This window comes from Pseudomonas canadensis (genome assembly GCF_030980095.1).
Classification (GTDB): domain Bacteria; phylum Pseudomonadota; class Gammaproteobacteria; order Pseudomonadales; family Pseudomonadaceae; genus Aquipseudomonas; species Aquipseudomonas canadensis.
In genome coordinates, this window is the sequence record NZ_CP133298.1 from 2,001,990 (window position 1) to 2,028,760 (window position 26,771).

Consider the following 26,771-nt stretch of genomic DNA (forward strand, 5'->3'; position numbering starts at 1 on the left):
TGGGTAATAATCAGTGCCCGTATCCGCCTGATCGAGATTCGCGCATGAAGATCATCCGCAGCAAGGACTTCACCGGCAGCCGTGCCTGGGAGGCGCTGGACATCGCCAACATGAATGGCATCACCACGCGCCTGCACTGGACCGACCAGCCCTATCGCTGGCATATCAACGACGGCGAAGAAGTGTTTGTGGTGCTCGATGGCCGGGTGCAGATGCACTACCGCGACAATGGTTTCGAACAGGTGGCGGAGCTGGGCGTCGGGGACATCTTTTACGCCAGCGTCGGCACCGAGCACGTGGCCCACCCGCAAGGGCCGGCGCGGATTCTGGTGATCGAGTGCGAAGGCAGCGTCTGACGATATATAGGTAAAGTAGATAACAGATAGAGATATTACCCGTTATATAGATATTCGATTCGGTTCTACCATGGTCTCACCCTCATGCGAGGAAGAGGATTGCCATCATGACCTGCTCGAATAGCATCAGTTACAAACCCTTCAGTCACCTGACCCGTCCACGGGAAGTGATCCGCCAGTTCACGCCGAACTGGTTTGCCGCCACCATGGGCACTGGTGTGCTCGCACTGGCCCTGGCGCAGTTGCCAGTCAACCTGTCTGGCCTGCACGCCATCGCCCAGGCGTTGTGGTTGTTCACTGTTGGCCTATTTGTGTTGTTCAGCGTGTTGTACGCGGCCCGCTGGGTGATGTTTTTCCACGAGGCGCGGCGTATTTTCGGTCACTCCACCGTCTCGATGTTTTTCGGCACCATCCCCATGGGGCTCGCGACGATTCTCAACGGCTTGCTGTTATTTGGCCTGCCGCGCTGGGGCGCCGGTGTGATACCGCTGGCTGAAACCCTGTGGTGGTTGGACGTGGGCATGGCCCTGGCCTGCGGCGTGCTTATCCCCTTCATGATGTTCACCCGCCAGGAACACAGCATCGACCAGATGACCGCCGTCTGGCTGCTGCCTGTGGTTGCCGCTGAAGTTGCCGCGGCCAGTGGTGGGCTGCTCGCGCCGCACCTGGCAGACGCGCATTCGCAACTGGTGATGCTGGTGACCAGCTATGCGCTGTGGGCGTTTTCGTTGCCGGTGGCGTTCAGCATCCTGACCATCCTGATGCTGCGCATGGCCCTGCACAAACTGCCCCACGCCAATATGGCCGCGTCGAGTTGGCTGGCCCTGGGTCCCATCGGCACCGGTGCGCTGGGCATGTTGCTGCTGGGGGGCGATGCGCCGGCGATCTTTGCGGCCAATGGCTTGCCGGGTGTCGGTGAGATCGCCAACGGCCTCGGCCTGGTAGCGGGCATTACGTTGTGGGGCTTCGGCCTGTGGTGGATGCTGATTGCGGTGCTGATCACCCTGCGTTACCTGCGCGCCGGTATCCCGTTCAACCTCGGTTGGTGGGGTTTCACCTTCCCGCTGGGCGTGTATGCCCTGGCGACGCTGAAGCTGGCGAGCCTGCTGCACCTGGGGTTCTTCAGCGTTTTTGGCAGCGTGCTGGTGGTGGCATTGGCGCTGATGTGGCTGATCGTGGCCAAGCGCACCGTGCAGGGTGCCTATAAAGGTGAGCTTTTTGTTTCGCCTTGCATTGCAGGACTAGCGAATAAGTAAGCCGGATTAGGTAAAGTCGTGGCCTGACAGCTTTTACAAAAAAACAGGCCACGCAGGAACACGGACGATGAGCCACCCCTCGCAATTCACCTTGCTGCGCACACGGCGTTTCCTGCCGTTTTTCATCACCCAGTTGCTGGGCGCTTTCAACGACAACATCTTCAAGCAATCGCTGATCCTGGCCATTCTCTACAAGCTCACTATCGACGGTGACCGCTCGATCTGGGTCAACCTCTGCGCATTGCTGTTTATCCTGCCGTTCTTCCTGTTCTCGGCCCTGGCCGGGCAGTTTGGCGAGAAATTCAACAAGGACGCGTTGATCCGCGCGATCAAGATCGGTGAGATCGTGATCATGGCCGTGGGCGCGACGGGCTTCCTCACCAACCACCTGGAGCTGATGCTGCTCGCGCTGTTTGCCATGGGCACTCACTCGGCGCTGTTCGGCCCGGTGAAGTACTCGATCATGCCCCAGGCATTGCATGACGATGAGCTGGTCGGCGGCAACGGCTTGGTGGAAATGGGCACGTTCCTGGCGATCCTGGCCGGCACCATCGGCGCCGGGATCATGATGTCGTCCACCCATTACGCCCCCGTGGTGTCCGTGGCGATTGTCGGCGTAGCGGTGCTGGGTTACCTGGCCAGCCGCAGCATTCCGCGCGCGGCCGCGTCGACCCCGGAACTGCGCTTGAACTGGAATATCTTCAGCGAGTCCTGGGCCACCCTGCGCTTGGGCCTGGGGCAGACGCCGGCCGTTTCGCGCTCCATCGTCGGCAACTCGTGGTTCTGGTTTGTCGGTGCCATCTACCTGACGCAGATCCCGGCCTACGCCAAGGAGTGGTTGTACGGCGACGAGACCGTGGTGACACTGATCCTCACGGTGTTCTCGGTGGGTATCGCACTGGGTTCGATGCTCTGCGAAAAGCTCTCCGGGCGTAAGGTCGAAATCGGCCTGGTGCCGTTCGGTTCATTCGGCCTGACGGTGTTCGGCCTGCTGCTGTGGTGGCACTCCGGCGGCTTCCCGCAGAACGTGCAGGCCAACGATTGGCTTGCCGTGCTCAGCTACGGCCAGGCGTGGTGGGTGCTGTTCGATATCCTCGGCCTGGGTGTATTCGGCGGCTTCTACATCGTGCCGCTGTATGCACTGATCCAGTCGCGTACCGCCGAGAACGAACGCGCGCGCGTGATCGCCGCGAACAACATTCTCAACGCGCTGTTCATGGTGGTCTCGGCCATCGTGTCGATCCTGCTGCTGAGCGTGGCCAAGCTGTCGATCCCGGAACTGTTCCTGGTGGTGTCGCTGCTCAACATCGCGGTCAACACCTACATCTTCAAGATCGTCCCCGAGTTCACCATGCGTTTCATGATCTGGCTGCTCAGCCATTCCATGTACCGCGTGGAGCATCGCAACCTGCAGGCGATCCCGGATGAAGGCGCGGCGTTGTTGGTGTGCAACCATGTGTCGTTTGTGGATGCACTGTTGATTGGCGGCGCGGTGCGTCGGCCGATTCGCTTTGTCACGTACTACAAGATCTACCGTTTGCCGGTGCTGAACTTTATCTTTCGTACCGCCGGGGCGATTCCGATTGCTGGGCGTCATGAAGATATCCAGATCTACGAAAAGGCCTTCACACGGATTGCGCAGTACCTGAAGGACGGCGAGTTGGTGTGCATTTTCCCCGAAGGCAAGCTGACCGCCGATGGCGAGATGAATGAGTTTCGTGGTGGCGTGACGCGGATTCTGGAAGAGACGGCGGTGCCGGTGATTCCGATGGCGTTGCAGGGGTTGTGGGGGAGTTTCTTCAGTCGGGATCCGAAGAAGGGCTTCTTTCATCGCATCTGGTCGCGGGTGGTATTGGTGGCGGGCGAGCCGGTGGCGGTCGAGTCGGCGACCCCGGCGCAGCTGCACGAGAAAGTTACTCAGCTGCGCGGCACGGTCCTGTAGGAGCGCGGCTTGCCGGCGATGGCTATCTTCAGGCCGCCATCGCCCGCAAGCGGGCTCCTACAAGGGTTATGTGGAGATTTTCAGGCCAATAAGCCCACAAATGATCAACGCCACGCTGGCCAACCGGAACAACGCCATGGATTCCCCAAACAGGATAATCCCAGCGATCACAGTGCCCACTGCACCCACGCCGGTCCAGATGGCATAGGCGGTGCCCAGAGGCAGTTCCTTCATGGCGAGCCCCAGCAGGCCAAGGCTGATGGCCATGGCGGCAATCGTCAGGGCGGTGGGGAGTGGCTTGCTGAAACCGTCGGTGTACTTCAGGCCGACGGCCCAGCCGACTTCAAACAGACCCGCGAAAAACAGAATGATCCAGGACATGATGACCTCCTAACACTAGGTGGGGTCGTCCCCGGAGTAGTCGCTTGAGCGCGTCGCGGGGTCGTCCCCGCGAAGCGCGTTAGAGTGCCGAAAAGTGCTCGGCTGATCAAGTTTGCGGGGTGTTCTCCAGGGCGCGACGGTCTTCCTTTTCGCTCATGCGGCGGAAGTAAGTCGACAGCAATGCACCGGAGATATTGTGCCAGACACTGAACAAGGCACTCGGCACCGCCGCCAGCGGCGAAAAGTGCGCACTGGCCAGCGCGGCGCCCAGCCCGGAGTTCTGCATGCCCACCTCCAGCGCCAGCGACTTGCGCTGCGCCAACGGCAACTTGAACACGCGGCCGGTGAAGTAACCCAGCAGGTAACCAAAGCTGTTATGCAGCATCACCACTGCCATGATCAACAGGCCCGACTCGGCAATCTTCGCCTGGCTCGCCGCCACCACCGCCGCGACGATGATCACGATGCTCACCACCGACACCAGTGGCAGCACATCGACCGCATGCCGAACCCGGTCGCCGAGCACGCGTTGCGCCAGCACGCCGAGCACGATCGGCAGCAACACCACTTGCAGGATCGACCAGAACAGCTCCATGAACGACACCGGCAGCCAGGCCGAGGCCAGCAGCCAGATCAATGCTGGCGTGAGCAGCGGGGCGAGGAGGGTGGTGGCGGCGGCGATGGCCACCGACAACGCCAGGTCGCCACGGGCCAGCCAGGTCATCACGTTGGACGAGGTGCCGCTTGGGCAGCAACCGACCAAGATCACGCCGACGGCGATTTCCGGGGGGAGATGGAAGGCCTGGCACAGCAACCACGCCACGCCCGGCATGATCACGAAATGCGCAACCACGCCCAATGCCACACGCCAGGGGTGGCGGGCGACTTCGGCGAAGTCATCGAGTTTGAGGGTCAGCCCCATGCCGAACATCACCAGGCCCAGCAGCGGGACAATGGCGCTTTTAAGGCCAATGAACCAGCCGGGTTCGAGGAAGGCGACGACGGCGAAAATCAACACCCAGTAGGCGAAGGTATTGCCGACGAAGCGGCTCAAGGCGGCGAGTGCGCGCATGGGGATGTCCTTTTTTGTTGGATTCGATCAAATGTGGGAGGGGGCTTGCCCCCGATTGCAGTCTGTCAGTCATAGGTGTTTTAACTGACAGAATGCTATCGGGGGCAAGCCCCCTCCCACATTTTGAATTTCACACGGTTTAGATACCCTGCGGAGTCTCTTCACCGCCCAATGCTTCAACCAGCGCCGGCAAGAAATCGCCGAACGTCAGCATCATCAGGGTAAAGCTCGCATCCTGTTGGCCCAGGGCCTCGTCGCCGCCGTCCTGTTCGGCCTGGTCTTGCAGCAGGTCTTCGAACTTCAGGCGCTTGACGGTCATTTTATCGTCGAGCATGAAGGACAGCTTGTCCTGCCAGGCCAGGGCCAGTTGGGTCACGACTTTGCCGGTGGTCAGGTGCAGTTGGATCTCTTCGCCGGTCAGGTCCTGGCGCTTGCAGCGCACGATGCCGCCGTCTTCGTGGGTGTCGCGCAGTTCGCATTCGTCGAGGACGAAGAAGTCATCGGCCGGCTTCTGGGTGGTGACCCAGTCGGTCATGATTGCGGTTGGCGCGGTTTTCACCGTGAGCGGGCGAACGGGCAGGGTGCCGATCACTTCACGCAGGGTCGACAGCAGGTCTTCAGCGCGTTTCGGGCTTGCCGAGTTGACCAGGATCAGGCCCTGTTTCGGCGCGATGGCGGCGAAGGTGGAGGAGCGACGGATAAAGGCGCGTGGCAGGAAGGCCTGGATGATTTCATCCTTGATCTGATCGCGTTCCTTTTTATAGACCTTGCGCATCTGCTCGGCCTCGATTTCTTCGACTTTCTCTTTCAGTGCGTCACGCACCACGCTGCCCGGCAGGATGCGTTCTTCCTTGCGCGCAGCGATCAGCAGGAAATCACCGCTGACGTGAACCAGGGGAGCGTCTTCACCTTTACCAAAAGGCGCGACGAAACCATAAGTGGTCAATTCCTGGCTCGCGCAAGGGCGCGCCAGTTTGGTGGCCATGGCCGCTTCCAACGCCTCGGCATCAACAGGCAGATCTTGGGTCAGGCGATAGATAAGCAGGTTCTTGAACCACATGGGGTGAGTCTCTCCTTTATACAAAGGGGGGCATTATTCTCTTGATAACGTCCCAGGCCAACCCTGCCTAAGCCATTGGAAGCTATCAAAAAAAAGATTTCAGAAAGTGCTTGCCAGACTTAAGGTCGCTCCGTAGAATGCGCGCCACACCGAAACGAAGGGTGATTAGCTCAGCTGGGAGAGCGTCTGCCTTACAAGCAGAATGTCGGCGGTTCGATCCCGTCATCACCCACCATTCGCTTCATGTGTTACGCGCAGCGGTAGTTCAGTCGGTTAGAATACCGGCCTGTCACGCCGGGGGTCGCGGGTTCGAGTCCCGTCCGCTGCGCCATATTCGGTAACCTGGAACACTGAACGCCAGGTCACCACAGGAAGCCCGCTCAATGAGCGGGCTTTTTGCTGTCTGGGGTTTGTAAAACCAAAAAAACGCCGCCGATCATTTCCGATGATCGGCGGCGTTTTTTATGGGGCAATCAGAAATCCCAGCGAGTGGTGACCATGAAGTTGCGCGGCTCACCGTAAGCGGCCGAGTTATAGAAGCCGATGTTGGTGTAGTAGTGCTTGTCGAAGATATTGTTGACGTTCAGCGTCGCCGACAGGTTTTTGCTGACCTGATACTTGGTCATCAGATCCACCAGCCAATAAGCATCCTGGGAAAACTCTTCATACCCACCCTTCGGTGAGTTGTAGATGTCCTGCCAACCCACGCTTTGCCAACGCACACCACCGCCGATGGTCAGTTTGTCCAGGTTGCCCTTGAGTTTGTAGGTGGTGAACAGCTTGACCTGGTCTTCGGGTTCGAAGGTGGAGATCTTCACGTCCTTGTCGTCGCGCACCACCTTATGGGTGTAGCCGGCCTCGAGTTGCCAGCCGGGGGCAATCTCGCCGGACATCTCCAGTTCATAACCCTTGGTGACGGCCTTGCTACTTTTATAGGCGTAGTTGTTCGGGATCGGTGTCTGGTTGTTGTATTCGTCGTCGGAGAGTGCGCGATTGGACTCGCGGATTTCAAAGTACGCCGCGCTGGCGTTCACCCGTCCGTCGAGGAAGTCGGCTTTCACGCCCAGTTCCCAGTTCTGGCCTTCATCCGGTTCCAGCAACTTGTTGTCGCGATCGCGGTTGTAGTTTTCCTGCGGCATGAAGATATCGGTGTAGCTGGCGTAGACCGCGTACGTGTCGTTGAGGTCGTAGACGGCGCCGATGTACGGGACGAAACGCCCGGACTCACGGTAGTTGGGGTTGTAGCCCGTGACCTGATAATTGACCACGCGACCGCCCATCAGCAGCTTGAGGTCATCGGTGAGGTTCAGTCGCGTGGTCACGTAGGCGCCGGTCTGGCGCACGGTGTCATCGGTAAGCGATTGCGCCTTGCCCCAGTCCGGTATCGTGGCGTGGCCATGCCAGTTATTGAAGTCGACGATATTGGGGGAGAGGTTCCAATAGCCTTTGCCTTTCCATTCCGATGCGCTGATCGAGCCGCCCAGCACCAGTTCATGCTCGCGACCGCCGAGGCTGAATGGGCCGCTGACGTACAGGTCGGCGGAATCGCTGACGGTTTCCCCGGTGTACTTGCCCGAGGTGAGTTGCGCGGTGCCATCCGGCTGCGGTTGGTCGCCCTGGATCGAGCCCATCAGCGCGTGATAGCCGTTGATCTTGTGATCCAGTTGCAGCTTGGTGACCCAACCATTGCCCAGGTCGTGTTCGAGCATGGCGAATACGGTGCGGGTGTATTGCTCCCAACTGCTCCAGTCCGCGGCGTTGTTGAACGAGCGCTTGACGCTGTTGCGGTCGCCCTTGGAGTTGATCAGCGGGAAACTGCCCGACCACGATGAGCCCTTCGGCAAGGTGTCCTGGTAATCGCCGCCTACGGTCAGCAGCGTATCGGGTGACAGGTCGAACTCCATGATGCCGTAGTACGTCGGGCTCTTGCGCGAGTAGTGGTCCATGAACGAATGCTTGTCCTGATAGGCCGCCACGGCGCGGCCACGCACGTTGCCGCTTTCGGTCATGGGGCCGCTGACATCCAGCTCGCTGCGGTAGTTGTCCCACGAACCGGCGCCGAGGGTCGCGTGGCCCTGGAAGTCTGCGGTGGGTTTCTTGCGCACCAGGTTGATCGTCGCGCCCAGTGAGCCTGCACCTGTGAGCAGGCCGGTGGCGCCCTTGAGCACTTCGACACGGTCATAGATCGCCATGTCGCTCAAGGTGTTGCCCGCAGAGTAAGCGACGTTGCGTGCGGTCGAGGGGATGCCGTCGTATTGGAAGTTATTGATGGAAAAGCCCCGGGCGTAGTAGTTGGTACGCTCGGTGTCGAAGGCCGAAACGGTGATGCCGGGGGTATGGCGCATCACGTCGTCGACGTTGTTCAGGCCGAAGTCATCCATGTGCTGACGGGTGACCACGCTCACGGACTGCGGGGTTTCCTTGGGCGTCAGCACCAGGCGTGTGGAGGTCGCGATGGTGCCGGGCGTGTAGGAACCGGTGCCTTCGGTGACGTTGCCCAGCTGGTTGGCGGTGACGGCAGTCGGGCTCAGTTCCATGGTGCCATTGCCAGCGATGGGGGCGGGTTGCAGGGCGTATCCCTGAACGCCTTGCACGGCGCGGTAGCCGCTGCCTTCCAGCAACCTGTCAAACCCGTCCTGAATCCCGTAATTGCCTTTCAAGCCTGGGCCTTTGAGGCCCTCCAGTTCGTGGGACTGGAACACGATGGCCACACCGGCCTGCTGGGCGAAGCGGTTGAGCGAACTGCCCAGCGGTCCGGCGGGGATGTCATAGGACTGGGCGGCGACACTGACGGCGTCCGCCTGGGCCAGGCCGATGTTCAAGGTGCCGGCAGTGAACAGGGCCAAGGAAAGCGGTGCACTTTTCAGTAGCCGAAAGCGTCCGCGTGGGTAGGAAGGGGTGTGCATGGTGAAGGCAGTCCTTTATGTGTCGAATTACCTTCCTTGACGGGCAGCCTCGAAAAAACCGGAAGCAAATGCGAATAATTATTTATTGGGTGCTGGCTCGGGGCCAACCACGATCAGCCATGGAGTGTAGGACTGCACCCGGATCGGCAGCGTTTGCGCGAGTAATTGCAAAGCCTGGTCGCTGTCATCCAGGGGAATCACGGCAGACACGCGCAGGCTTTGCAGCGCGGCGCGATCAAACTGCACGCGGCCGCTGCGGTGCCGGGCGATTTCGTCGAGCACGTCGGGCAAGGGTTGGTTCTCCACCACCAATTGATGGCGTCGCCAGGCTTCGTTGATGCTGCTCGGCTCAACAGTGCCGGCCAGGCGCACTTGGTTCGCGTGCATCAGGGCTCGCGACCCTGCATCGACTTCCAGTGTCTGCTGGCCGTTCGCGCTTTGTGCCGCCACGCGCGACTGGAGCATGCTCAGCACCGTGACATCACCTTCGCGCTTGACCACAAACCGTGTGCCCAGCGCACGCAGCGTTCCTTGGGGCGTCTGCACGACAAACGGCCGGGTGCTGTCGTGGGCGACTTCCACCAGGATTTCGCCTTGCAACAGCTCGATACGGCGCTGCTGGCTATCAAAATGCAGGTTCGCTGCGCTGATGCCATTGAGCGTCAGTGTCGAACCGTCCGCCAGTTGCAGGGTTTGCCATTGGCTCGGGCCATTTCGTACATCGGCCATCCACTGCCGCGGATAGGGGCTGATCAACAAGGCCGCTGCTGGGATCGCCAGGCTGCACGCCAATACCAGCGCGCGCAGGGCGTGCTTGCGGCGACGGGTTTTCGGCTGAGCAAAGGCCGCATTCAATGCAGCGCGGGCAGGGGCTTTTTTACCGCGCAAGGCCTGCATGCGCGAAACCATAGTTTCCATGCGTGCGGCGGCTGCGGCGTGATGCGGGCCATGTTGCTTCCAGCGCTCGAACGCCTGCTGCTGGGCCTCGTCCCATTCGCCGTCGTGCAGGCGCAGCATCCATTCGGCGGCTTGTTCTTCGACGTCCGACATGCTCGATCAAGTGTCCATGCTGTGGCTGCAATGCATAAGCGCCTGGATCAGGTACTTGCGCACGGTGCGTTCCGACAACTTGAGCTGCCGGGCGATCTGTTGCTGGGTCATGTCTTCGAGGTAATACAGCACGAAGGCCTGGCGCGAGTATTCGTGCATGCCTTCCAGGATAAAGGCGATCTGTTCGAGGGCTTCGAGGGTGGTGTGGATTTGCTCCGGGGATTGGAACCCTTCGAGCGTGTCCACCGTCAGCGCCAATTCCTGCAGGTAAGCCTGTTCAATCTGCTTGCGCCGCGCCTGGTCAATGAGCAATCGCCGGGCGGTGGTGCTCAGGTACGCGCGGGGTTCGCGAATGCCGGCGACGGATTCACGCGCGTTCAAGATGCGTGCAAACGTGTCCTGCGCCAGGTCGGCGGCATTCTGTCGACAGCCCAGCTTGCGTCTTAGCCAGGTGAGCAGCCAGCCATGATGCTCGCTGTAGAGCTGGGTAATTTCCCGTTGGAAGGGTGGTTCACCCGCAGACATAGGCGTGGCTCAGGTGTTATTGAGAATGGTTTTTAATTGTGCGGCCAAGGGGCGGGTAAACGCAATAGACTCGCGTTTGAAGGCGTAGAAGCCCGTTTTTGCTGGGTTTTCTCGTACCTGAGAAAATATTTCAAATAAATTGCATTTAAATCAAGACATTGCGGATTTTTGGTGTATGATGCCGCCCACACCGAAACGAAGGGTGATTAGCTCAGCTGGGAGAGCGTCTGCCTTACAAGCAGAATGTCGGCGGTTCGATCCCGTCATCACCCACCATTCGTTTTACGTGTTACGCGCAGCGGTAGTTCAGTCGGTTAGAATACCGGCCTGTCACGCCGGGGGTCGCGGGTTCGAGTCCCGTCCGCTGCGCCATATTCGGTAACCTGGAACACTGAACGCCAGGTCGCCACAAGAAGCCCGCTCATTGAGCGGGCTTTTTTTCGTCTGCGATTTCTTCTTCTTATGCCCTGCCAGTGTGCACTGCTTATTCGTCCTGAACTGTACGGGTGCGCCATGACGTGAGGGAATACCCCCATGCTCATTGGTTGATTGCGCCGTCGGACGCTTAAACGTTTATCTATAGCCACGCGAAGACTTCCAGGCGAGTGACCGGCAGCAGGATGCTGCGGGGGCTCGCTCTCCAACATAAAAATAGTCTGCAAGGGGAATGGCTCTCTATGAAATATCCACTGCGTCCGTTGGTGTTCTGGCCAACGTTCCTGATCCTGCTGGCGGCGGTGATCGCCAGCTACGTCGACCTGAATGCGTTCCTTGCGGTCAGCAAACAGCTCAACAACCTGATCCTGAAAAACTTCTCATGGCTGTTCAGTGCAGGCTCGTTTGCCATGGTGGTGCTGACCGCTGTCGTGTACTTCTCTGCACTGGGCAAGGTGCGTATCGGCGGTGAAGATGCCCAGCCTCTGCTGAGCAAATGGCGCTGGTTCATGGTGGCGCTGTGCACCACCCTGGCGGTGGGCGTGCTGTTCTGGACCACCGCCGAACCGCTTTACCACCTGTACGGCCCACCCACCAGCCTGCCGATCGAGGCGGGCAGTTCGGCGGCGAAGAGCTTTGCCATGTCGACGATGTTCCTGCACTGGACCATCACGCCTTACGCCATCTACCTGGTGCCCTCGTTGGTGTTTGCGTTGGTGTTCTACAACCGTCGCAGCAATTTCTCCATCGGTGCCATGCTTGAACCGTTGCTGGGCGAAGCGCGGGTCCGGCGCTATGCCGGGCTGATCGACACCCTGGCGATGTTCGCCCTAGTGGCCGGCATGGCCTCGTCCCTGGGCACCGGCGCGTTGACCCTGGCCGGCGGCCTGGCCCAGTACATCGGCGGTGAAACCACGCCGTTTCGCCTGGCTATCATCATTGCGATCATCGTCATCACCTTTGTCGCGTCGGCCGCCAGCGGTCTACAGAAAGGCATTGTGATGCTGTCCTCGTTCAACACCTGGATCATGCTGGCCCTGGGGCTGTTTGTGCTGTTGTGCGGGCCGACCCTGTACATGTTCAGCCTCGGCGTCGAGTCCTTGGGCGTGTACCTCGACACCTTCTTCAGCCGCAGCCTGTTCACCGGCGCCGCCAGTGGCGACACCTGGCCGCACAGTTGGACGGTGTTCTACTGGTCGGTGTGGTTTGCCTGGGCGCCGGTCAGCGCGTTGTTCCTCGGCAAGATCGGCCGTGGCTACACGGTGCGTGAATTCATTCATATCAACATGCTCTACCCGGCGTTGTTCACGGCGGTGTGGATCTGCATCTTCTCCGGCACCAGCCTGTACTTCGATGCGCTGGGCGACGGCAGCCTCAACCGTGTGCTGAACGAGCAGGGCGTGGAACACGTGCTGTACCAGATGTTCCAGCAACTGCCGGCCAGCGGCGTGATGATCGCGTTCCTGCTGTTCGTCGCGTTCATCTCTTTTGTCACTGCCGCGGACTCCAGCACCGACGTTATCGCCAACCTGTGCAGCAAAGGCGTGACGGCCGATTCTGACATGGATGGCAACCCGCTGCTGAAGATTGTCTGGGGCCTGATCATCGGCTCGGTATCGTGGGTGATGGTCGCGTTTGTCGGCATCGACGGGGTGAAGATGCTCTCCAACCTCGGCGGTCTGCCGGGCATGATCCTGGTGTTGCTGGCCAGTACTTCGCTGATCTTCTGGTTGAAAAATCCCGCATTGCTGGATGTGAAACGCCTTCAGCGGACCCCCGAGACGGAACTGCGCGGCGCTAGCCCGGTGCCGGATTTCGCCCGCTGATCGATTGAATCGCTGTAGGAGTTACTGATGGAAATCGTCACTGAATTTGCTTACACCGTGCGCGAAATCGAGCACTGCCTGATCCCCTTGAAGGACGGCACTCAACTGGCCGCCCGCATCTGGTTGCCGGAAGTCGCCGGTGTGCAGACCTTCCCGGCAATCCTGGAATACCTGCCGTACCGCAAGCGCGATGGCACCGCCGTACGCGATGCGCTGACTCACCCGTGGATGGCGGGGCAGGGCTACGTGTGTGTGCGGGTGGACATGCGTGGCAACGGCGAATCCCAGGGCCTGATGGCCGATGAATACCTGCTGCAGGAACAGGAAGACGCCCTCGAAGTGATCGACTGGCTGTGCCGGCAACCCTGGTGCGACGGCAATGTCGGCATGATGGGGATTTCCTGGGGCGGCTTTAACGGCCTGCAAGTCGCGGCACGCCAGCCCGAGGCGTTGAAAGCAATCATCACCTTGTGCTCCACCGATGACCGCTTTGCCGACGACATCCATTACAAGGGTGGCAACCTGTTGATGGAGAATTTCGGCTGGGCCGCGACCATGCTCAATTTCAGCGCAGCGGTGCCGGATCCTTTGCTGGTGGGCGACGACTGGAAAGACCTCTGGCACCAACGCCTGGAAGCTATGCCGCTGCTGGCCGAAACCTGGCTGCAACACCAGACCCGCGATGACTATTGGCGCCACGGCTCGGTGTGCGAGGACTATTCGAAGATCAAGGCGGCCGTGTATGCCGTGGGCGGCTGGGGCGATGCCTACCGCAACACGGTTTCGCGCCTGATGGAAAATCTGCCGGGCCCGAAGAAAGCCATGATCGGCCCGTGGATCCACAAGTACCCGCATTTTGCCGTGCCCAACCCGGCCATCGGCTTCCTGCAAGAGGCCAAACGCTGGTGGGATCACTGGCTCAAGGGCATCGATAACGGGGTAATGGATGACGCAGCCTGCACCTTTTACCTACAGGATATTCTGCCGCCGAAGGGCAGTTATGCCGAGCGGCCAGGGATCTGGGTGCAGACCTCGGGTTGGCCGGATCCGCAGGTGCAATGGACGGATTTCAGCCTGGGCGATCAAGGCCTGAGCGCGGGCTCACAGCCCTTGGCGGCGCCGCGCAGCCTCTGTTCGCCGCTGACCACCGGCCTGCACCAGGGCGAGTACTGCGCCATCTGGTTTGGCCCCGATGGCCCAACGGATCAACGTCGCGATGACGCCCATTCGTTGTGCTTCGACTCCCAGCCGCTGACCGAGCCGCTGGCGTTGCTCGGCGATGCACGTCTCACGTTACGCCTGGCAAGCGACACTTCCTGTGGTCAATTGGTCGCCCGGCTGAATGCGATAGCGCCGGACGGGCAAGTCACCCAGATCAGCTACGGTGTGCTTAATCTCACACTGCGTGAGGATTTTTCCCAGGTAACGCCGGTAGTCCCCGGTGAACCCATGGACGTGCAGTTAAACCTCGACCACATCGGCATGCGCCTGCCCGCCGGCTACCGTTTGCGTCTGGCGCTCAGCACGGCGAGTTTCCCGCTGCTGTGGCCGAGCCGTGAATTGACCACCCTGACGTTGCTACCCACCCTGCAAAGCCTGCAACTGCCGATATTCAAAGGCGAGGCGGTGGACTGCCCGTTCGAAGCGCCGCAGTCGGCTACGCCGGTAGCGATGGAGGTCCTACGCGCCGCTGCGCCGAAACGCACCTTGATCGAAGACGTCGGCAGTGGTGAAGTCTGCGTGAAAATCGAAGATGACTTGGGTTCGGTGCGTTTTACCGACCATGGCCTGTCGGTGGACCAACGTTGTACCGAGCAATACCGCACCTTGCCCTGGGATCCGCTGTCGACGCAGGCTGACATTGAATGGCACTACCGAGTCGGTCGCGACCAGTGGGCCGTGGAGGTGGAAAGCCATTTGAGCGTGCACGCCGACGCCGAGTGGTTCTACATCGAAGCGGAGCAGACCGCCTGGGAAAATGGCCAGCTTGAGCACCGTAGGCAATGGAGTAAGCGCGTGGCCAGGGTCGCACTCTGAGCAGGCAACTGGCAGGATGCTCGCCAACGTGATCTCTGCGGGCCTGGGGTAACCTGGGCCCGTTATTGCCAATGGACTTGCTCATGTCGCGCCGAAACGTTGATCTTCCTCCCCTCAATTGCTTGCAGACCTTCGAAGCGGCCGCCCGCCATTTGAGCTTTACCCAGGCGGCCCACGAACTGAATCTGACCCAAAGTGCGGTCAGCCGGCAGGTCAAACGTCTCGAAGAAGACCTGGCCCGTCCACTGTTCTATCGGCTGGCCCAGGGCTTGAGCCTGACACCCGCTGGGGTGCGTTATTTCCGTACCGTCCAACGCCTGTTGCGCGAGCTTGATCGCGAGTCCGCCGAGTTGCGCAGGCGCGGTGCCGATCGCCAGTTGACCCTGGCCAGCACGCCCACCATCAGTTCCATCTGGCTGGCCGGTCTGTTGCCGCAGTTCCAGCACGACCACCCGGACCTGGATATCCGCATCCTGTGCAGCGAAAGCCCCAGCCACCTGGATGTCAGCGAATATGACCTGGGCCTGTTCTATCACCTGGATGAATTGGCCGCGCCCCACGGCCTGGAACTGTCGCCGGTGTTCGACAGCGAGCAGGTCATCACCGTGTGCAGCCCTGGTTACCTTGAGCGTCACGGCCCGATTCGCGACCTGCACCACTTGCTGCACGCTCACACCTTGTTGATCGTGGAGGACCACCACCACGACTGGTTGACCTGGGCCGACTGGTTCACTGATGCCGGCGCTGACTACTACACCCCGCGTCATGCCTTGCGGACCAACAGCTATCAACTGTTGATGCAATCGGCGGTGATGGGGCATGGCGTCGCTTTGGGCTGGAAGCGCTTGCTGGAAAGCGACTTGGAGTCCGGCCGTCTGCAAATGGCCTTGCCCCACAGCATGCACAGTCGCGGTCGCCTGCACTTGATGCAACCGCACCACCGCAACCCGCCGGCGGCGGTGCGTAGTTTTCGCCAGTGGTTGCAGGCTCGAACGGCAGAGGCAGGACAGGTCGGATAAGGCTCAGTGCTGGCCGGTTTTTTTCTTTTTGGTCTGGCGTGTCGCCAGGTGTTCGAAGCAAAAAGAAGCGGTGCCGAACACGGCGATCAGGGTCAGTACGATCATGCCGAGGGTTGAGCTTTCCACGATGACTTCCTACGGGTGTTGGGGTAGGTGCTCAAGGTAGAGGCGAGGTGAAACCGGCTCAATAGACCCGACGCAATCCTTACGCCGTCGGGCCCATTGTTACGCATTCTTTACGGGGCGTTGCGGCTGTGGCGGTAATCGCTGACCGCCTCATACACGGCCTTGCGCAAGCGGTTGATACCGCCGATGGGGCGGTGCTCCGCTACACCAAACCAAGGGTTGAACGACTGGTTGTCGCACGCCAGGTTCTGCTCGGGGGTGTCGAAATCCTGCGCCGGGATGCGTACCTTGGCCACGGTTTCATAGGGCGCATCACTCTCTTTCCATTCGATGCTGGTGTCTTCGATCGGCATGAATTTTTGTGGGTTCTGCCGCTGGATCTGCAGCACGAAACACGCAGGCGTGCGGTCGGTGGACAGCTGCTGGCTCAGGGCGCTGCGCAGGAAGTTTGGCAGGTCCTGGTTTTGCTTGGGCAACACATACTCCGGGCAACTTTGCGGGTCGGGCGCGACACGGAACTTGGCGTTGGCCGCACCGAACTTGTAGGGCGACACTGAAAAGTACGTGGTTTGCGTCGGGCTGGCCGGTGCCGGCGCCAGGGTCGCCAGGGCGATAAACAGATGTCGCACCTGCCAGGTCCTTGGGTCGACCTTGGGGAAGAACGCCAGGACTTTCTTGCCGTCCGCTTGCGCGCCGATGTTCTGCGCGTACTCCGCCACATCGCTGACAAAGAAGTTCGGATGGCTGAACATCACGAAGTCCTGTTCCGTGCGCGCCTGTTGGTCGGCCAGCAGTTGCTTGCCCGGCACATCCAGCAGCTTGAGCGCCATGCCCCGCGCATCACGGATACTGTCGAACTGCGGGTAGGCGTTGCCGTTGGACAGTCGCATCATCGCCTGCCAGGTCTTGCCTGGCTCGGTGAATACGCCCTGGCGCAGCGCTGGGTCGAGGTCGGCCAACACGCTGACTTCGGCCTTCACGCACCCATGGGCCTTGGCATGGGCATCGCGCAGGTAGCGCGTGCCTTCACGGTGCTGGTCAACGATGCGCACCGCCGTCTGGATGATGCCTTGGGTCATCGCCGCCTCACCGGACGGAATTTGCTCGTTCGGTGACACCGGGCCGCTGTGCTGCCAGGCGTACCAGGCACTGGCGCCCAGCCAACCGAGCAGGCCGAGGCCCACCAGCCACAGCAGGGTCTTGCCGAGGAACGCGCCGATGCGCAGCCACAGGCGGGCGAGCAGGGAAGGTCGGTCGTAGGGTGATCGAATCATCATGGCAGTTGTTGCTCCAGCGGGCCGCCCAGCACTTTGAGGTATTCCAGCAGCGCCCAGCGTTCCTGCGGCAGCAGGCCACGGCCGATTACGCCGTTGCCACGCTGGCCAGCGCGGAATTCGTGACCGCTGTTGTGGTTGCCGGTGATTTTGGTATCGAACACAAAGGCATTCTTGAACGCACCGGTCTCGAAGCCGAGGTGGCGCGGGTCGTAGTTGAACGTGCCTTTATAGAAGGTGGTGCTGCGCTCGTCCTGAGGCGAGAGCAACTGGTAGATCGTCGGCACCGAACCGTTATGCAGGAACGGCGGTGTCGCCCAAACGCCTGCCAATGGCCGCGCCTTGTAAGCACGCAACTCGCGCACACCGATGGGCAGGCCGTAACCGTCGAGGCGCGGGCGCTCGGCCAGGGTCACACCAGCGGCGCGGTAGGCATGTTCTTCGACGAAGGCGGTGACGTAGGCGAGGCCCTTGGCCACGGACATCTTTTTCAGGTCCAGTGGCTCGGTCGGCGTCGGGTGCAGCTCTACGTTGAGCTTGGCCAGTTCCGCCAGGTCCCATTGCAACGCGCTGAGGTCATAGCGCTGATCGGCGATGTTGCTGGCGGTGCCGGGGTCGGTGCCGATGTAGTCCACTGGCAGCATTTTCAGCTGTTGCACCGGGCGTCCGCCTTCCTGGATGACGCTGGGCACGTGGCAGCCGGCGCAGTTTTCGGCGAACAGTGCACGGCCTTGGGCGGCGAGCGGCTTGTCGATGCTGCCGAACAGGTCCTCGGGCCAGGTCGGTGGCTTGAGGCGTTGCAGGGTTTCTTCGATCAGGTTGAGGTCGCGCACCCTTACGCTGGACGGGTAACGCGCATCGCCCTGAAGCGGCTGGCCGGCGGCGTCGAAAAAAGTAAGCGTCGCACCGACACCCAGGGCTTCACCGATATTGCGTGCCATGGGTTGCTGGGCCGAACCGTTCCACTGCACCCAATCGAACGTCCAGATATCCCACAGCTGCGGGTAGTCCACCGGTGCGTTGGCGACGCGATAGTTGTCCGCAGAAATGGCATCGCCAAAGCTGGCATTGGCGATACGGCCAAAGGCGTCCGTGCGGCCGGGGCCTTCTTCTGTGGGGTAGAGGCCGCGGTGGGTATCGTTCCAGGCCACCTTGAGGAACTTGTTCAGCGACTGCTTGAAGTCCTGGCGCAATTGCTTGTGCTCGGCGTCGTAGCGATCCCCCAGCACCTGCCGGGCGAAACGCTCGAACTTCCACGGGTTGTAATAGGTGGCGGCGAGGCTGGCGACCAGGGCCTGGCCAAAACTGCCGCCGCGCAAGGTTGGCACGCTGGACGGCAATACGTGCTGGGCGGAACCGCCATCGATACGCAGGGCCTGGTTTTTGTAACGCAGTTCGCCGGTGTGGCAGGCGGCGCAGGTGATATCCAGGTATTCGGCGTTGCTGTCGGCGTTTTTATGCCGGGCGAAACCCACCGGCAGGTTGCCGGGGTTTTGTGCGGTGGGCACTTGCTTGGGATCGACCAGGAAACCGAAGCGCGCCAGATACGCCGGCGTAGCAAAACGCTGCTCGGAAAACGGCAATTCCAGGGCGGTGAACCAGTCGTAGTGCAGGCCTTTTACCTGGGTGCCCTGGGGCGTGAAGTAATAGGTCTGGCGGTCGGCGGCACTCCATTGGTCCTGGTAGTGCACCTGCTCCACGGGCACGTAGTCCGGCAGCTTGGGGTTGACGGTGTAATAGAGCACCACGGCCAGTACTAGGACCAAAATGGCGAATATCAGGAGTAAAACACGGGAAAAAATGCGCAAGATAACTATCCTTGTCGAGTTGTAGCGCTGTTATGCCACTACGGCACAAGTGCGGCAAGTGGCCATGAGCCCGGTAGTGGGCGGCCCCGCGATCCGTCGCGGGCCTCCATCATGAATGAAAATGCTTTTAAACACGTGAACTTATCAGAAGTTTCCCGCTCACATGCCGGTAGCCATTGGTCGTGGCCGCCTGATAAGCTCGCGACTTTATTCGAATGCCCTTTTGGCGCATGAACAAGGAAATAGCATGAAACAGCATCGGTTGGCGGCGGCGGTGGCCCTGGTTAGCCTGGTACTTGCGGGTTGTGATTCGCAGACCAGCGTAGAGCTGAAAACCCCGGCGCAGAAAGCTTCCTACGGCATCGGCCTGAACATGGGCAAGAGCCTTGCCCAAGAAGGCATGGATGACCTGGACTCCAAAGCAGTAGCCCAAGGCATCGAAGATGCCGTCGGCAAGAAAGAGCAGAAGCTCAAAGACGACGAGCTGGTTGAAGCGTTTGCCGCACTGCAGAAGCGTGCTGAAGAACGCATGACCAAAATGAGCGAAGAGTCGGCAGCCGCCGGCAAGAAATTCCTCGAAGACAACGCCAAGAAAGACGGCGTCGTCACCACCGCTTCCGGTCTGCAGTACAAGATCGTCAAGAAAGCCGACGGCGCCCAGCCTAAGCCGACTGACGTGGTGACTGTGCACTACACCGGCAAACTCACCAACGGTACTACCTTTGACAGCTCCGTGGATCGCGGTAGCCCGATTGACCTGCCTGTCAGCGGCGTGATCCCAGGTTGGGTCGAAGGCCTGCAACTGATGCACGTCGGCGAGAAGGTCGAGCTGTACATTCCTTCCGACCTGGCCTACGGCGCACAAAGCCCAAGCCCAGCGATCCCAGCCAACTCCGTGCTGGTGTTCGACCTGGAACTGCTGGCCATCAAGGACCCAGCCAAGGCTGACGCTCCTGCTGCACCGGCTGCCAAGAAGTAACAGGCGCCTGAACACACAACGCCCCGTCTCGACGGGGCGTTGTTGTTTATGGGGGTTGCAAAATCCGAGCCCGCGAACATCCGATCGAACGCCTGCAACCTGCAACAGTCTGATATAAGACTCGAGTACGGGTAGCCGCACATCAATGCCAAGTCAATGAAATCTTGGGTTTTTTTTCAGTGCGCAAAAAACGCCCGATCTGACTGCAAGCCTTGTAGTACGTGGCTTTCAGCGCAGAAAATAGGCTCTGTTCACAAGGTTATCCACAATTTGTGTGGATAACCTTTTATATCGCCTGGAACTGGAGTGACCGATGAAACCACCCTTCAATTTCACCCGATTCCTGCCCATGGCTGCACGTCTCCTGGGCCGTGGCCGCTTGCCGACGCTGCTGTTCGCCGTCGCTGCCAAGGGCTCCAGCCAGGGTAATCGACTGGGCAAGCTCAAGGATGACCTCAAGTTGCTCCAGGCCTTGTGCCTGGCTTACTGGCGCGGCGAGTACCGGGCGATCAGTCCCAAGGCACTGATCTCGGTGGTGGCAGGCTTGATGTACTTCCTTAGCCCGATTGATGCGATCCCGGACTTTATCCCCATGTTTGGCATGCTGGACGACATTGCCGTGCTGGCATGGGTCATGAAGACCCTGGACGGCGAACTGAGCGCTTTTCGCGCCTGGCGCGACGCCCAGCGTCCGGAAAAGCTTGCCGTGGTTGAGCGCCTACCTGCGACGCCCGCGCTGCTGTCCAAGGAAAGCCCGCAAAAAAACGGATGATGTGACTATCCCCCTGCGACCTTTGTGGCTGTTAGGATTACACTCCTAAGGAAAGAGCTTACTCAGTAAGTGTTGTTATCCTACGGGGCGGTCATGGATATTCAGATAATTTCACGCAATGGCGAACCCGAATACGCGGTGTTGCCATGGGACCAGTACCAGGCGCTGCTAAAAGCTGCCGGTCAGCAACAGCCAACGCTACCTCCTCTTTCATCGACTGCCCAAGCTGCCCCTGATCAGGACCTGCGCCCGCTCGCAGCCCTGCGCGGCTTGCGCGAAGCCAAAGGCCTGGCTATCGAGACCCTGGCCCGCACCGTGGGTATCAGCCCCTCGTATCTTGGATTGATTGAAAGTGGTGAACGCCAGCCGGATGCCGCGATCCGCCGCAGCCTGGCCTGGGAATTGGGCGTTGCAGGTTGGAGGGATGAATCTTGAGCCTACGTATCAGCCGTCAACACTGGGATGGGTTACTCAACGAACTGGACCAGGCGCGCCGCCAGCGCCATCTGCTGACCTACCGCGCGCTGCTGGAGCGCCTGCAATTCCCTACACCGGCCATGCAAACCCTGGCCGCCGCCCTGGAACACCTGGCGGCGCTGGACGCCAAAGCCGAGCAGCCGCTGCGCAGCTCGCTGGTGATCAGCCAGGGCGCCAGTCGCCTGCCGCGTACCGGTTTCTTTGAATGTGTCGAGCGCTTGGGCCGCTTCAGCGGGCCGTCCGACGGTGTGGCCGCGGCCTCCTGGCACGCCTCCGAAGTGGTGCGGGTGTTTGAATACGAATACCCGGAATCCGCAGAGGCCTAAAGCGCTTGGGGCAGCGCGTCCATGCTGTCGATCACATGGATGCTATAGCCGGCCATGTCCTTGGCATGGTGCTTGGCCTGCGAGGCCAGCTCCGCCAACTGGCTGGCATCGAGTTGTCCACAGGCCTGTGGATACAAATGCACCACGCCGATGGACAGTGACAGCAGCGCAAACTCCTGGCGCACGCCCTGGCGGTTGAGCGCCACGAAACAGCCTGCTTCAAGGTGTTCGGCACGGTAGAAGCGCCGGCATTGGGTGTGGAAGTCATCCAGCAGCTGATTAAGGCGTTTGCGCCAATCCTGCGGGCCCAGCACCAGCAAAAAATCATCACCGCCAATATGCCCGACAAAGTCGCGGCTAGGGTCGACACGGTCGTTCAAGCACTGCGCCAGGCACAACAACACCTCATCCCCACGCCCATAGCCGTAGATATCGTTGAACGGCTTGAAACTGTCGATATCCACGTAGCAGATCACCGATTCACGCTGTTGCTGCAACAGGCGCGTCAGGCACTGCTGGATCGGCACATTGCCCGGTAGCAGGGTCAGCGGGTTGGCGTAGCGCGCTTGTTGGATCTTCAATTCGGTGATCAGCTTGAGCACATCGATCACCCGGCCCAGGCCCAGATAATCGCCATTGAGCGTGATGATGAAGTCTTCTTCGATGCGTTGCCGCGCGCGGCTGGTGAGCAAACGGCTGACTTGTTGCAGGGACTGGCTCAGCTCCACTGCCAGAAAGTCGGTGCTCATCAAGCGACTGATGGGCTTGCGCGCAAACAGGTCGGTGGCGAAGGGTTTCAGCAGCGCATCCGACAGTGAATGCCGGTGAACGATACCGATAGGGTGCCCACGCCCATCCAGCACCGCCAGGGAATTGAGGTTGGCCTGGCGCCGGAACGCTTCCAGCACCTGGGCGGTGGCGGTGTCCTGATCCACCGCAGGCTGTTCGCTGAGTAAGGCGCTCAGGTCGCTGCCTTCGTCGTTCAGCGCCACGTTGGCGCTGTCGGGCTTGGGCAGCATCAGGCGCGCTTCCTGCGGCGGCTGCTCCTGCGGGCGGCAGAGCAGGTAACCTTGGACCAGGTCCACGCCCATCTCCGTCAGTACGGCCAACTCTTCAGGCAACTCGATTCCTTCGGCAATCACTTGGGCACGCGACGCCTTGGCGATTTGCAGGATGGAGCCGACAAATTCCCGTTTGAGCGCGTCCTGATGGATGCCGTCGATGAAGTGTCGGTCGATCTTCACATAATCCGGGCGCAACTCCGACCATAGGCGCAGGCTGGAATAACCGGCGCCCAAGTCATCCAGGGCAATTGAGAACCCCATGTTGCGGTAGTGGTGCAGGGCGGTTTGCAGCAGGTCGATATCGTTGGTGGGGGTTTGCTCGGTGAGTTCGATCACCACTTGGCTGGGTGGGATGCCGAAGTCACGCAGCAATTGCAGGGTACGCCCCGGTTGATGCGCAGTTTCCATCAGGGATTGTGGCGAGACGTTGAGGAACAGCTTGCCCGGCAGCTTCTGTTCACTGAAACGTCGGCACGCGCTTTCGCGGCAGGCGATCTCCAGCTCACTGAGTCGCCCGGCCTGGCTGGCCACCGAGAAGAGGGCGATGGGGGAGTGCAACGGGCTGTTGGAAGGACCACGACTGAGGGCTTCATAGCCGAGAATGCGCCGTTCAGACAGGCTGATGATCGGTTGGAACAGGCTGTGCAAACTGCCTTGAGCCAGGATAACGCCCAATGCATTCAGCTGTTCGGTCATGGTCATGGCGATCTCGATCGAAAAAAAAGGACCGCAGGCTGGAAACCTGCGGTCCTTCATTTCACGACAGAATGATGTCTATATGATGACACTCTGCTGAGCGATCACATTAAATCGCCATCATTTACTGCTTGGCCACCTGCTTAGTGATCTTCAGGTAGTCCAGCAGGATCCGGCCCGTCTCGGCCAGGTAGGCGTCGTCTTCCGGCTTGGTTTTATCCGCTTCGGTCGGCAACGCATCTTCGTCTTCTTTCTTCAGCTCCTTGAGTGGATCTTCACCCTTGGCCTTGCGGCGGATGTTTTCCAGTGCAAGTTGCTTGTTCTCAATGTCGGTGTGCTGCGCGCGGCGGTCCACTTCGTTGAGGCTGACGGTTTTTTCTTCCATCAGCTTCTTGGCCAGGGCCAGCTTGTCGCGGATGAACACGAACTCGGCATCCTTGGCGGAGCGGGTGTCGTGGTCAGCCTTCAACTGCGCCAGGAATGGCTTGAACGGATCCGAAGCGGGCTTGATCGCCGGGCGGATGGTGTCCCACGGCATGGCTTCCGGCAGGGCGCTTTCGCCAATTTCCTTGGTGTCGATGATCGACGGGAAATCGATGTCCGGCAGTACGCCCTGGTGCTGGGTGCTCTGCCCGGAAACCCGGTAGAACTTGGCCAGCGTCAGTTTCAGTTCGCCATGGTTCAGCGGCTGGATGGTCTGCACGGTGCCTTTGCCGAAGGTCTGTCCGCCGATGATCAGGGCGCGGTGGTAGTCCTGCATGGCGCCGGCGAAAATCTCCGAAGCCGAGGCCGAGAGGCGGTTGACCAGCAGCGCCATCGGGCCTTTGTAGAAGGCGCCCGGGTTCTCGTCTTCCAGCACATCCACACGGCCGTCAGCGTTGCGCACCAACACGGTCGGGCCCTTGTCGATGAACAGGCTGGTCAGCTCCGTGGCTTCCTGCAGGGAACCGCCGCCGTTGTTGCGCAGGTCGATGACCACGCCGTCGACTTTTTCCTTCTGCAGTTCTGTCAGGATTTTCTTAACGTCGCGGGTGGTGGACTTGTAGTCCGGATCGCCCGCGCGGAACGCCTTGAAGTCCAGGTAGAAGGCCGGGATTTCAATCACGCCCAGCTTGTAGTCCTTGCCATCCTGCTTGAGGTTGAGGACTTTCTTCTGCACGGCCTGGTCTTCGAGCTTCACCGCTTCACGGGTGATGGACACGATCTTGCTGGTCTGGTCGTTCGGTGCATTGGTGTGCGGAATCACTTCCAGGCGCACCACGCTGCCTTTCGGCCCACGGATCAGCTTGACCACTTCGTCCAGGCGCCAGCCGACCACGTCGACCATTTCTTTGTCGGCCTGGGCAACACCGATGATCTTGTCGGCCGGAGCCACTTGCTTGGTCTTGTCTGCCGGACCTGCCGGCACCAGGCGCACGATCTTGACCTGGTCATTGTCGCTTTGCAGGACGGCACCGATGCCCTCCAGCGACAGACTCATGTTGATATCAAAGTTTTCCGCGTTATCTGGCGACAGATAATTGGTGTGCGGATCGTAGGACATCGCGAAGGTGTTGATGTAGGCCTGGAAGATATCTTCGGCACGGGTCTGGTCCAGACGTGCCAGCTGATTCTTGTAGCGTTTGGTCAACAGCTCCTGAATGGCCTTAGGCTCTTTGCCGGCGATCTTCAGGCGCAGCACCTCGTCCTTGACGCGTTTGCGCCACAGGTCATCGAGGGCGGCGGTGCTGGTCAGCCAAGGCGCGTCCTTACGGTCGACCAGCAGGCTTTCCTTCTGGGTGAAGTCGAGCTTGTCGACGCCTTTGCCCAGCTCACCCAGGGCGAAGTCCAGACGCGCTTTGACGCGGTCCAGGTAACGCTTGTAGATGGTGAAGCCGGGTTGCAGGTCGCCGCTCTTGAGAAAGTCGTCGAACTGCGTCTTCCACTTGTCGAACTCGGCGATATCACTGGCCAGGAAGTAGCTGCGCGACGGGTCCAGCAGCTTGAGGTAGCTGTCATAGATGATCACCGAGCGCGCGTCGTCCAGCGGCGGCTTGCTGTAGTGATGGCGCTTGAGCAGTTCGACGACGTTAAGGCTGGCAATCACCTCATCGCGATCCGGCTGAAGGTTGTCCCAGCTGTTGGCTGCGAACGTATTGGTCGATGTCGACGCGAAGCCGAGACCAATGAAAAGAGCGAGGGCGGTGCTGGGGAACAAATGCTTCATGCTGATTCGACGCGGGGGCAATTGATAACGCATATTAGGCCGTCTTTGAGGGAGCCGGTTCCATATGGTCCGGTCGCATAATGCAAAAAGCCCGGCGATACAGCTACGGGCTCAGTCCAGACTCACTATGGAGGCACTGTGAAAGCATTGCAAGGCGTTGACGGTCATGTGGAGTGGTTGGAAGAACCCAGTCCTACCTGCGATGTAGGGCAAGTTCGCATTCGCGTGGCGGCAGCGGGCCTAAATCGCGCCGATTTATTACAGCGCGCCGGGCTTTATCCGCCGCCGCCGGGCGCGAGCCAGGTGTTGGGCCTGGAGTGTTCCGGGGTGATCAGCGAAGTGGGGTCGGGCTCATCCTGGCAGGTTGGCGACCGTGTCTGCGCGCTGTTGGCCGGCGGTGGCATGGCTGAAGAAGTGGTGGTGGATGCGCGTCATGTATTGCCTGTGCCAGAAGGTTTGTCGCTGATCGAAGCGGCGGCATTGCCTGAGGTATACAGCACTGCGTGGCTCAACCTGTTCCAACTGGCCGGTCTCAGGCCTGGCGAAAAGGTGTTGCTGCATGCCGGCGCCAGTGGTGTGGGCTCGGCGGCGATCCAGCTGTGCAAGGCGTTCGGCAGCCCGTGCTGGGTCAGCGTCGGCTCGGCGGAGCGCCTGGCCTATTGCGAAGTGCTCGGCGCCCAGGGCGGCGTGGTGCGCACCGATGGCCTCGAAGGGTTGCGGGATTTCGGGCCGTTTGATGTGATCCTCGACCCGGTCGGTGGCAACTATGCCGCGCTGGACCTGAAGCTGCTGGCCCTGGATGGGCGCTGGGTATTGATCGGCTTGATGGGCGGCCGTGAGGCTCAGTTGGACTTGGCGCAGGTACTGGGCAAGCGTATCCAGTTGTTGGGCTCGACCCTGAGAAGCCGCAGTGATCAGTTCAAGGCCGACCTGTTCAGTGACTTGAGCCAGCATGTATGGCCGTTGTTTGTTGAAGGGCGGCTGAGCCCGCAACTGGCCAAGACCTTCCCGATCAAGGATGCCGAGGCGGCGTTTGCCGAGCTGGCGACCAACCAGATTTCCGGGAAGTTGGTGTTGGTGATCGACGAATCTTTGGCCTGAATTGCAACGCGATCAAAACGGTAGGAGCCGGCTTGCCGGCGATGGCGGTGTATCGATGAAGAATGTTTCATCTGACA

General features: G+C 60.3%; 22 protein-coding genes and 4 tRNA genes. 15 read left to right on the forward strand and 11 right to left on the reverse strand.

The features are described from left to right. Window positions 1-44 precede the first annotated feature (44 nt). From RB216_RS09375 to RB216_RS09385, 3 genes are all read left to right on the forward strand, one after another. Complete coding sequence (locus RB216_RS09375) at window positions 45-356, forward strand: cupin domain-containing protein (protein WP_028615765.1); 312 nt, start codon at window positions 45-47, stop codon at window positions 354-356. 107 nt (window positions 357-463) lie between these two features. After that, complete coding sequence (locus RB216_RS09380) at window positions 464-1,612, forward strand: TDT family transporter (RefSeq protein ID WP_308908598.1); 1,149 nt, start codon at window positions 464-466, stop codon at window positions 1,610-1,612. Between the two features lie 67 nt (window positions 1,613-1,679). Beyond that, complete coding sequence (locus RB216_RS09385) at window positions 1,680-3,554, forward strand: MFS transporter (RefSeq protein ID WP_308908599.1); 1,875 nt, start codon at window positions 1,680-1,682, stop codon at window positions 3,552-3,554. A 66-nt stretch (window positions 3,555-3,620) separates the two neighbouring features. On the opposite strand, the gene sugE is transcribed toward RB216_RS09385, so the two are convergent. The 3 genes from sugE to rdgC form a co-directional block, all read right to left on the reverse strand. Continuing rightward, a complete protein-coding gene (gene sugE / locus RB216_RS09390) occupies window positions 3,621-3,935 on the reverse strand; it encodes a quaternary ammonium compound efflux SMR transporter SugE (RefSeq protein ID WP_003237114.1) in 315 nt (104 codons plus the stop codon). Window positions 3,936-4,041: 106 nt separating this feature from the next. Continuing rightward, window positions 4,042-5,007: a bile acid:sodium symporter family protein gene (locus RB216_RS09395; RefSeq protein WP_308908600.1), complete on the reverse strand. Its 966-nt coding sequence runs from the start codon at window positions 5,005-5,007 to the stop codon at window positions 4,042-4,044. A 139-nt stretch (window positions 5,008-5,146) separates the two neighbouring features. Continuing rightward, window positions 5,147-6,067 carry a recombination-associated protein RdgC gene (gene rdgC, locus RB216_RS09400; RefSeq protein ID WP_122684536.1) on the reverse strand — a complete coding sequence of 307 codons (921 nt, stop codon included), beginning with the start codon at window positions 6,065-6,067 and terminating at the stop codon, window positions 5,147-5,149. Between the two features lie 159 nt (window positions 6,068-6,226). Here rdgC and RB216_RS09405 point away from each other — a divergent pair. Further along, window positions 6,227-6,302: transfer RNA gene (locus RB216_RS09405), tRNA-Val, on the forward strand. Window positions 6,303-6,321: 19 nt separating this feature from the next. Beyond that, window positions 6,322-6,398 (forward strand) — tRNA-Asp (locus tag RB216_RS09410). A 142-nt stretch (window positions 6,399-6,540) separates the two neighbouring features. Here RB216_RS09410 and RB216_RS09415 read toward each other — a convergent pair. From RB216_RS09415 to RB216_RS09425, 3 genes are all read right to left on the reverse strand, one after another. Beyond that, window positions 6,541-8,973 (reverse strand): TonB-dependent siderophore receptor, encoded by a 2,433-nt coding sequence (locus tag RB216_RS09415; RefSeq protein ID WP_308908601.1) that lies wholly within the window; start codon window positions 8,971-8,973, stop codon window positions 6,541-6,543. A gap of 78 nt (window positions 8,974-9,051) precedes the next feature. Beyond that, window positions 9,052-10,023, reverse strand: coding sequence for a FecR family protein (locus RB216_RS09420; RefSeq protein WP_308908602.1), 972 nt, complete (start codon window positions 10,021-10,023; stop codon window positions 9,052-9,054). A gap of 6 nt (window positions 10,024-10,029) precedes the next feature. Next, window positions 10,030-10,548, reverse strand: a complete 519-nt coding sequence (locus RB216_RS09425; RefSeq protein ID WP_028615770.1) for a sigma-70 family RNA polymerase sigma factor — start codon at window positions 10,546-10,548, stop codon at window positions 10,030-10,032. Window positions 10,549-10,748: 200 nt separating this feature from the next. Between RB216_RS09425 and RB216_RS09430 the strand changes: the two genes are divergently transcribed. From RB216_RS09430 to RB216_RS09450, 5 genes are all read left to right on the forward strand, one after another. Then, a tRNA-Val gene (locus RB216_RS09430) sits at window positions 10,749-10,824 on the forward strand. A 19-nt stretch (window positions 10,825-10,843) separates the two neighbouring features. Then, window positions 10,844-10,920 (forward strand) — tRNA-Asp (locus RB216_RS09435). A gap of 305 nt (window positions 10,921-11,225) precedes the next feature. Beyond that, window positions 11,226-12,809 carry a BCCT family transporter gene (locus RB216_RS09440; RefSeq protein ID WP_308908603.1) on the forward strand — a complete coding sequence of 528 codons (1,584 nt, stop codon included), beginning with the start codon at window positions 11,226-11,228 and terminating at the stop codon, window positions 12,807-12,809. 27 nt (window positions 12,810-12,836) lie between these two features. Continuing rightward, entirely contained in the window at window positions 12,837-14,846 is a 2,010-nt protein-coding gene (locus tag RB216_RS09445) for a CocE/NonD family hydrolase (RefSeq protein WP_308908604.1), read from the forward strand. A gap of 83 nt (window positions 14,847-14,929) precedes the next feature. Then, window positions 14,930-15,865: a LysR substrate-binding domain-containing protein gene (locus tag RB216_RS09450; RefSeq protein ID WP_122684540.1), complete on the forward strand. Its 936-nt coding sequence runs from the start codon at window positions 14,930-14,932 to the stop codon at window positions 15,863-15,865. Window positions 15,866-15,868: 3 nt separating this feature from the next. Here RB216_RS09450 and RB216_RS09455 read toward each other — a convergent pair whose 3' ends face one another. The 3 genes from RB216_RS09455 to RB216_RS09465 all read right to left on the reverse strand — a co-directional run bounded on the left by RB216_RS09455 (window position 15,869) and on the right by RB216_RS09465 (window position 19,073). After that, window positions 15,869-15,991, reverse strand: coding sequence for a hypothetical protein (locus tag RB216_RS09455; protein WP_256348291.1), 123 nt, complete (start codon window positions 15,989-15,991; stop codon window positions 15,869-15,871). A 110-nt stretch (window positions 15,992-16,101) separates the two neighbouring features. After that, the gene (locus RB216_RS09460) at window positions 16,102-17,268 is read right to left on the reverse strand and encodes a catalase family protein (RefSeq protein ID WP_028615779.1); all 1,167 of its coding nucleotides are present in this window, start codon (window positions 17,266-17,268) and stop codon (window positions 16,102-16,104) included. Then, window positions 17,265-19,073 (reverse strand): di-heme-cytochrome C peroxidase, encoded by a 1,809-nt coding sequence (locus tag RB216_RS09465; protein ID WP_028615780.1) that lies wholly within the window; start codon window positions 19,071-19,073, stop codon window positions 17,265-17,267. The genes RB216_RS09460 and RB216_RS09465 overlap by 4 nt, the downstream gene beginning before the upstream one ends. 247 nt (window positions 19,074-19,320) lie before the next feature. Between RB216_RS09465 and bamJ the strand changes: the two genes are divergently transcribed. The 4 genes from bamJ to RB216_RS09485 all read left to right on the forward strand — a co-directional run bounded on the left by bamJ (window position 19,321) and on the right by RB216_RS09485 (window position 21,627). Beyond that, a complete protein-coding gene (gene bamJ, locus RB216_RS09470; protein ID WP_028615781.1) occupies window positions 19,321-20,052 on the forward strand; it encodes a BamJ family beta-barrel-assembly machinery protein in 732 nt (243 codons plus the stop codon). Window positions 20,053-20,365: 313 nt separating this feature from the next. Then, complete coding sequence (locus RB216_RS09475; protein ID WP_122684546.1) at window positions 20,366-20,824, forward strand: YkvA family protein; 459 nt, start codon at window positions 20,366-20,368, stop codon at window positions 20,822-20,824. A 93-nt stretch (window positions 20,825-20,917) separates the two neighbouring features. Further along, window positions 20,918-21,259, forward strand: coding sequence for a helix-turn-helix domain-containing protein (locus RB216_RS09480; protein ID WP_028615783.1), 342 nt, complete (start codon window positions 20,918-20,920; stop codon window positions 21,257-21,259). Continuing rightward, window positions 21,256-21,627, forward strand: coding sequence for a hypothetical protein (locus tag RB216_RS09485; protein ID WP_005786715.1), 372 nt, complete (start codon window positions 21,256-21,258; stop codon window positions 21,625-21,627). Before RB216_RS09480 ends, RB216_RS09485 begins: the two co-directional genes overlap by 4 nt. On the opposite strand, the gene RB216_RS09490 is transcribed toward RB216_RS09485, so the two are convergent. Next, entirely contained in the window at window positions 21,624-23,393 is a 1,770-nt protein-coding gene (locus RB216_RS09490) for a bifunctional diguanylate cyclase/phosphodiesterase (protein WP_028615784.1), read from the reverse strand. The two genes, RB216_RS09485 and RB216_RS09490, sit on opposite strands and share 4 nt — an antisense overlap. A 118-nt stretch (window positions 23,394-23,511) precedes the next feature. Beyond that, on the reverse strand, window positions 23,512-25,593 hold the full coding sequence (locus RB216_RS09495; RefSeq protein WP_174890955.1) for a carboxy terminal-processing peptidase: 2,082 nt from the start codon (window positions 25,591-25,593) through the stop codon (window positions 23,512-23,514). Between the two features lie 138 nt (window positions 25,594-25,731). On the opposite strand from RB216_RS09495, the gene RB216_RS09500 reads away from it, so the two are divergent. Next, on the forward strand, window positions 25,732-26,694 hold the full coding sequence (locus RB216_RS09500) for a zinc-binding dehydrogenase (protein ID WP_122684548.1): 963 nt from the start codon (window positions 25,732-25,734) through the stop codon (window positions 26,692-26,694). Window positions 26,695-26,771: the final 77 nt, after the last annotated feature.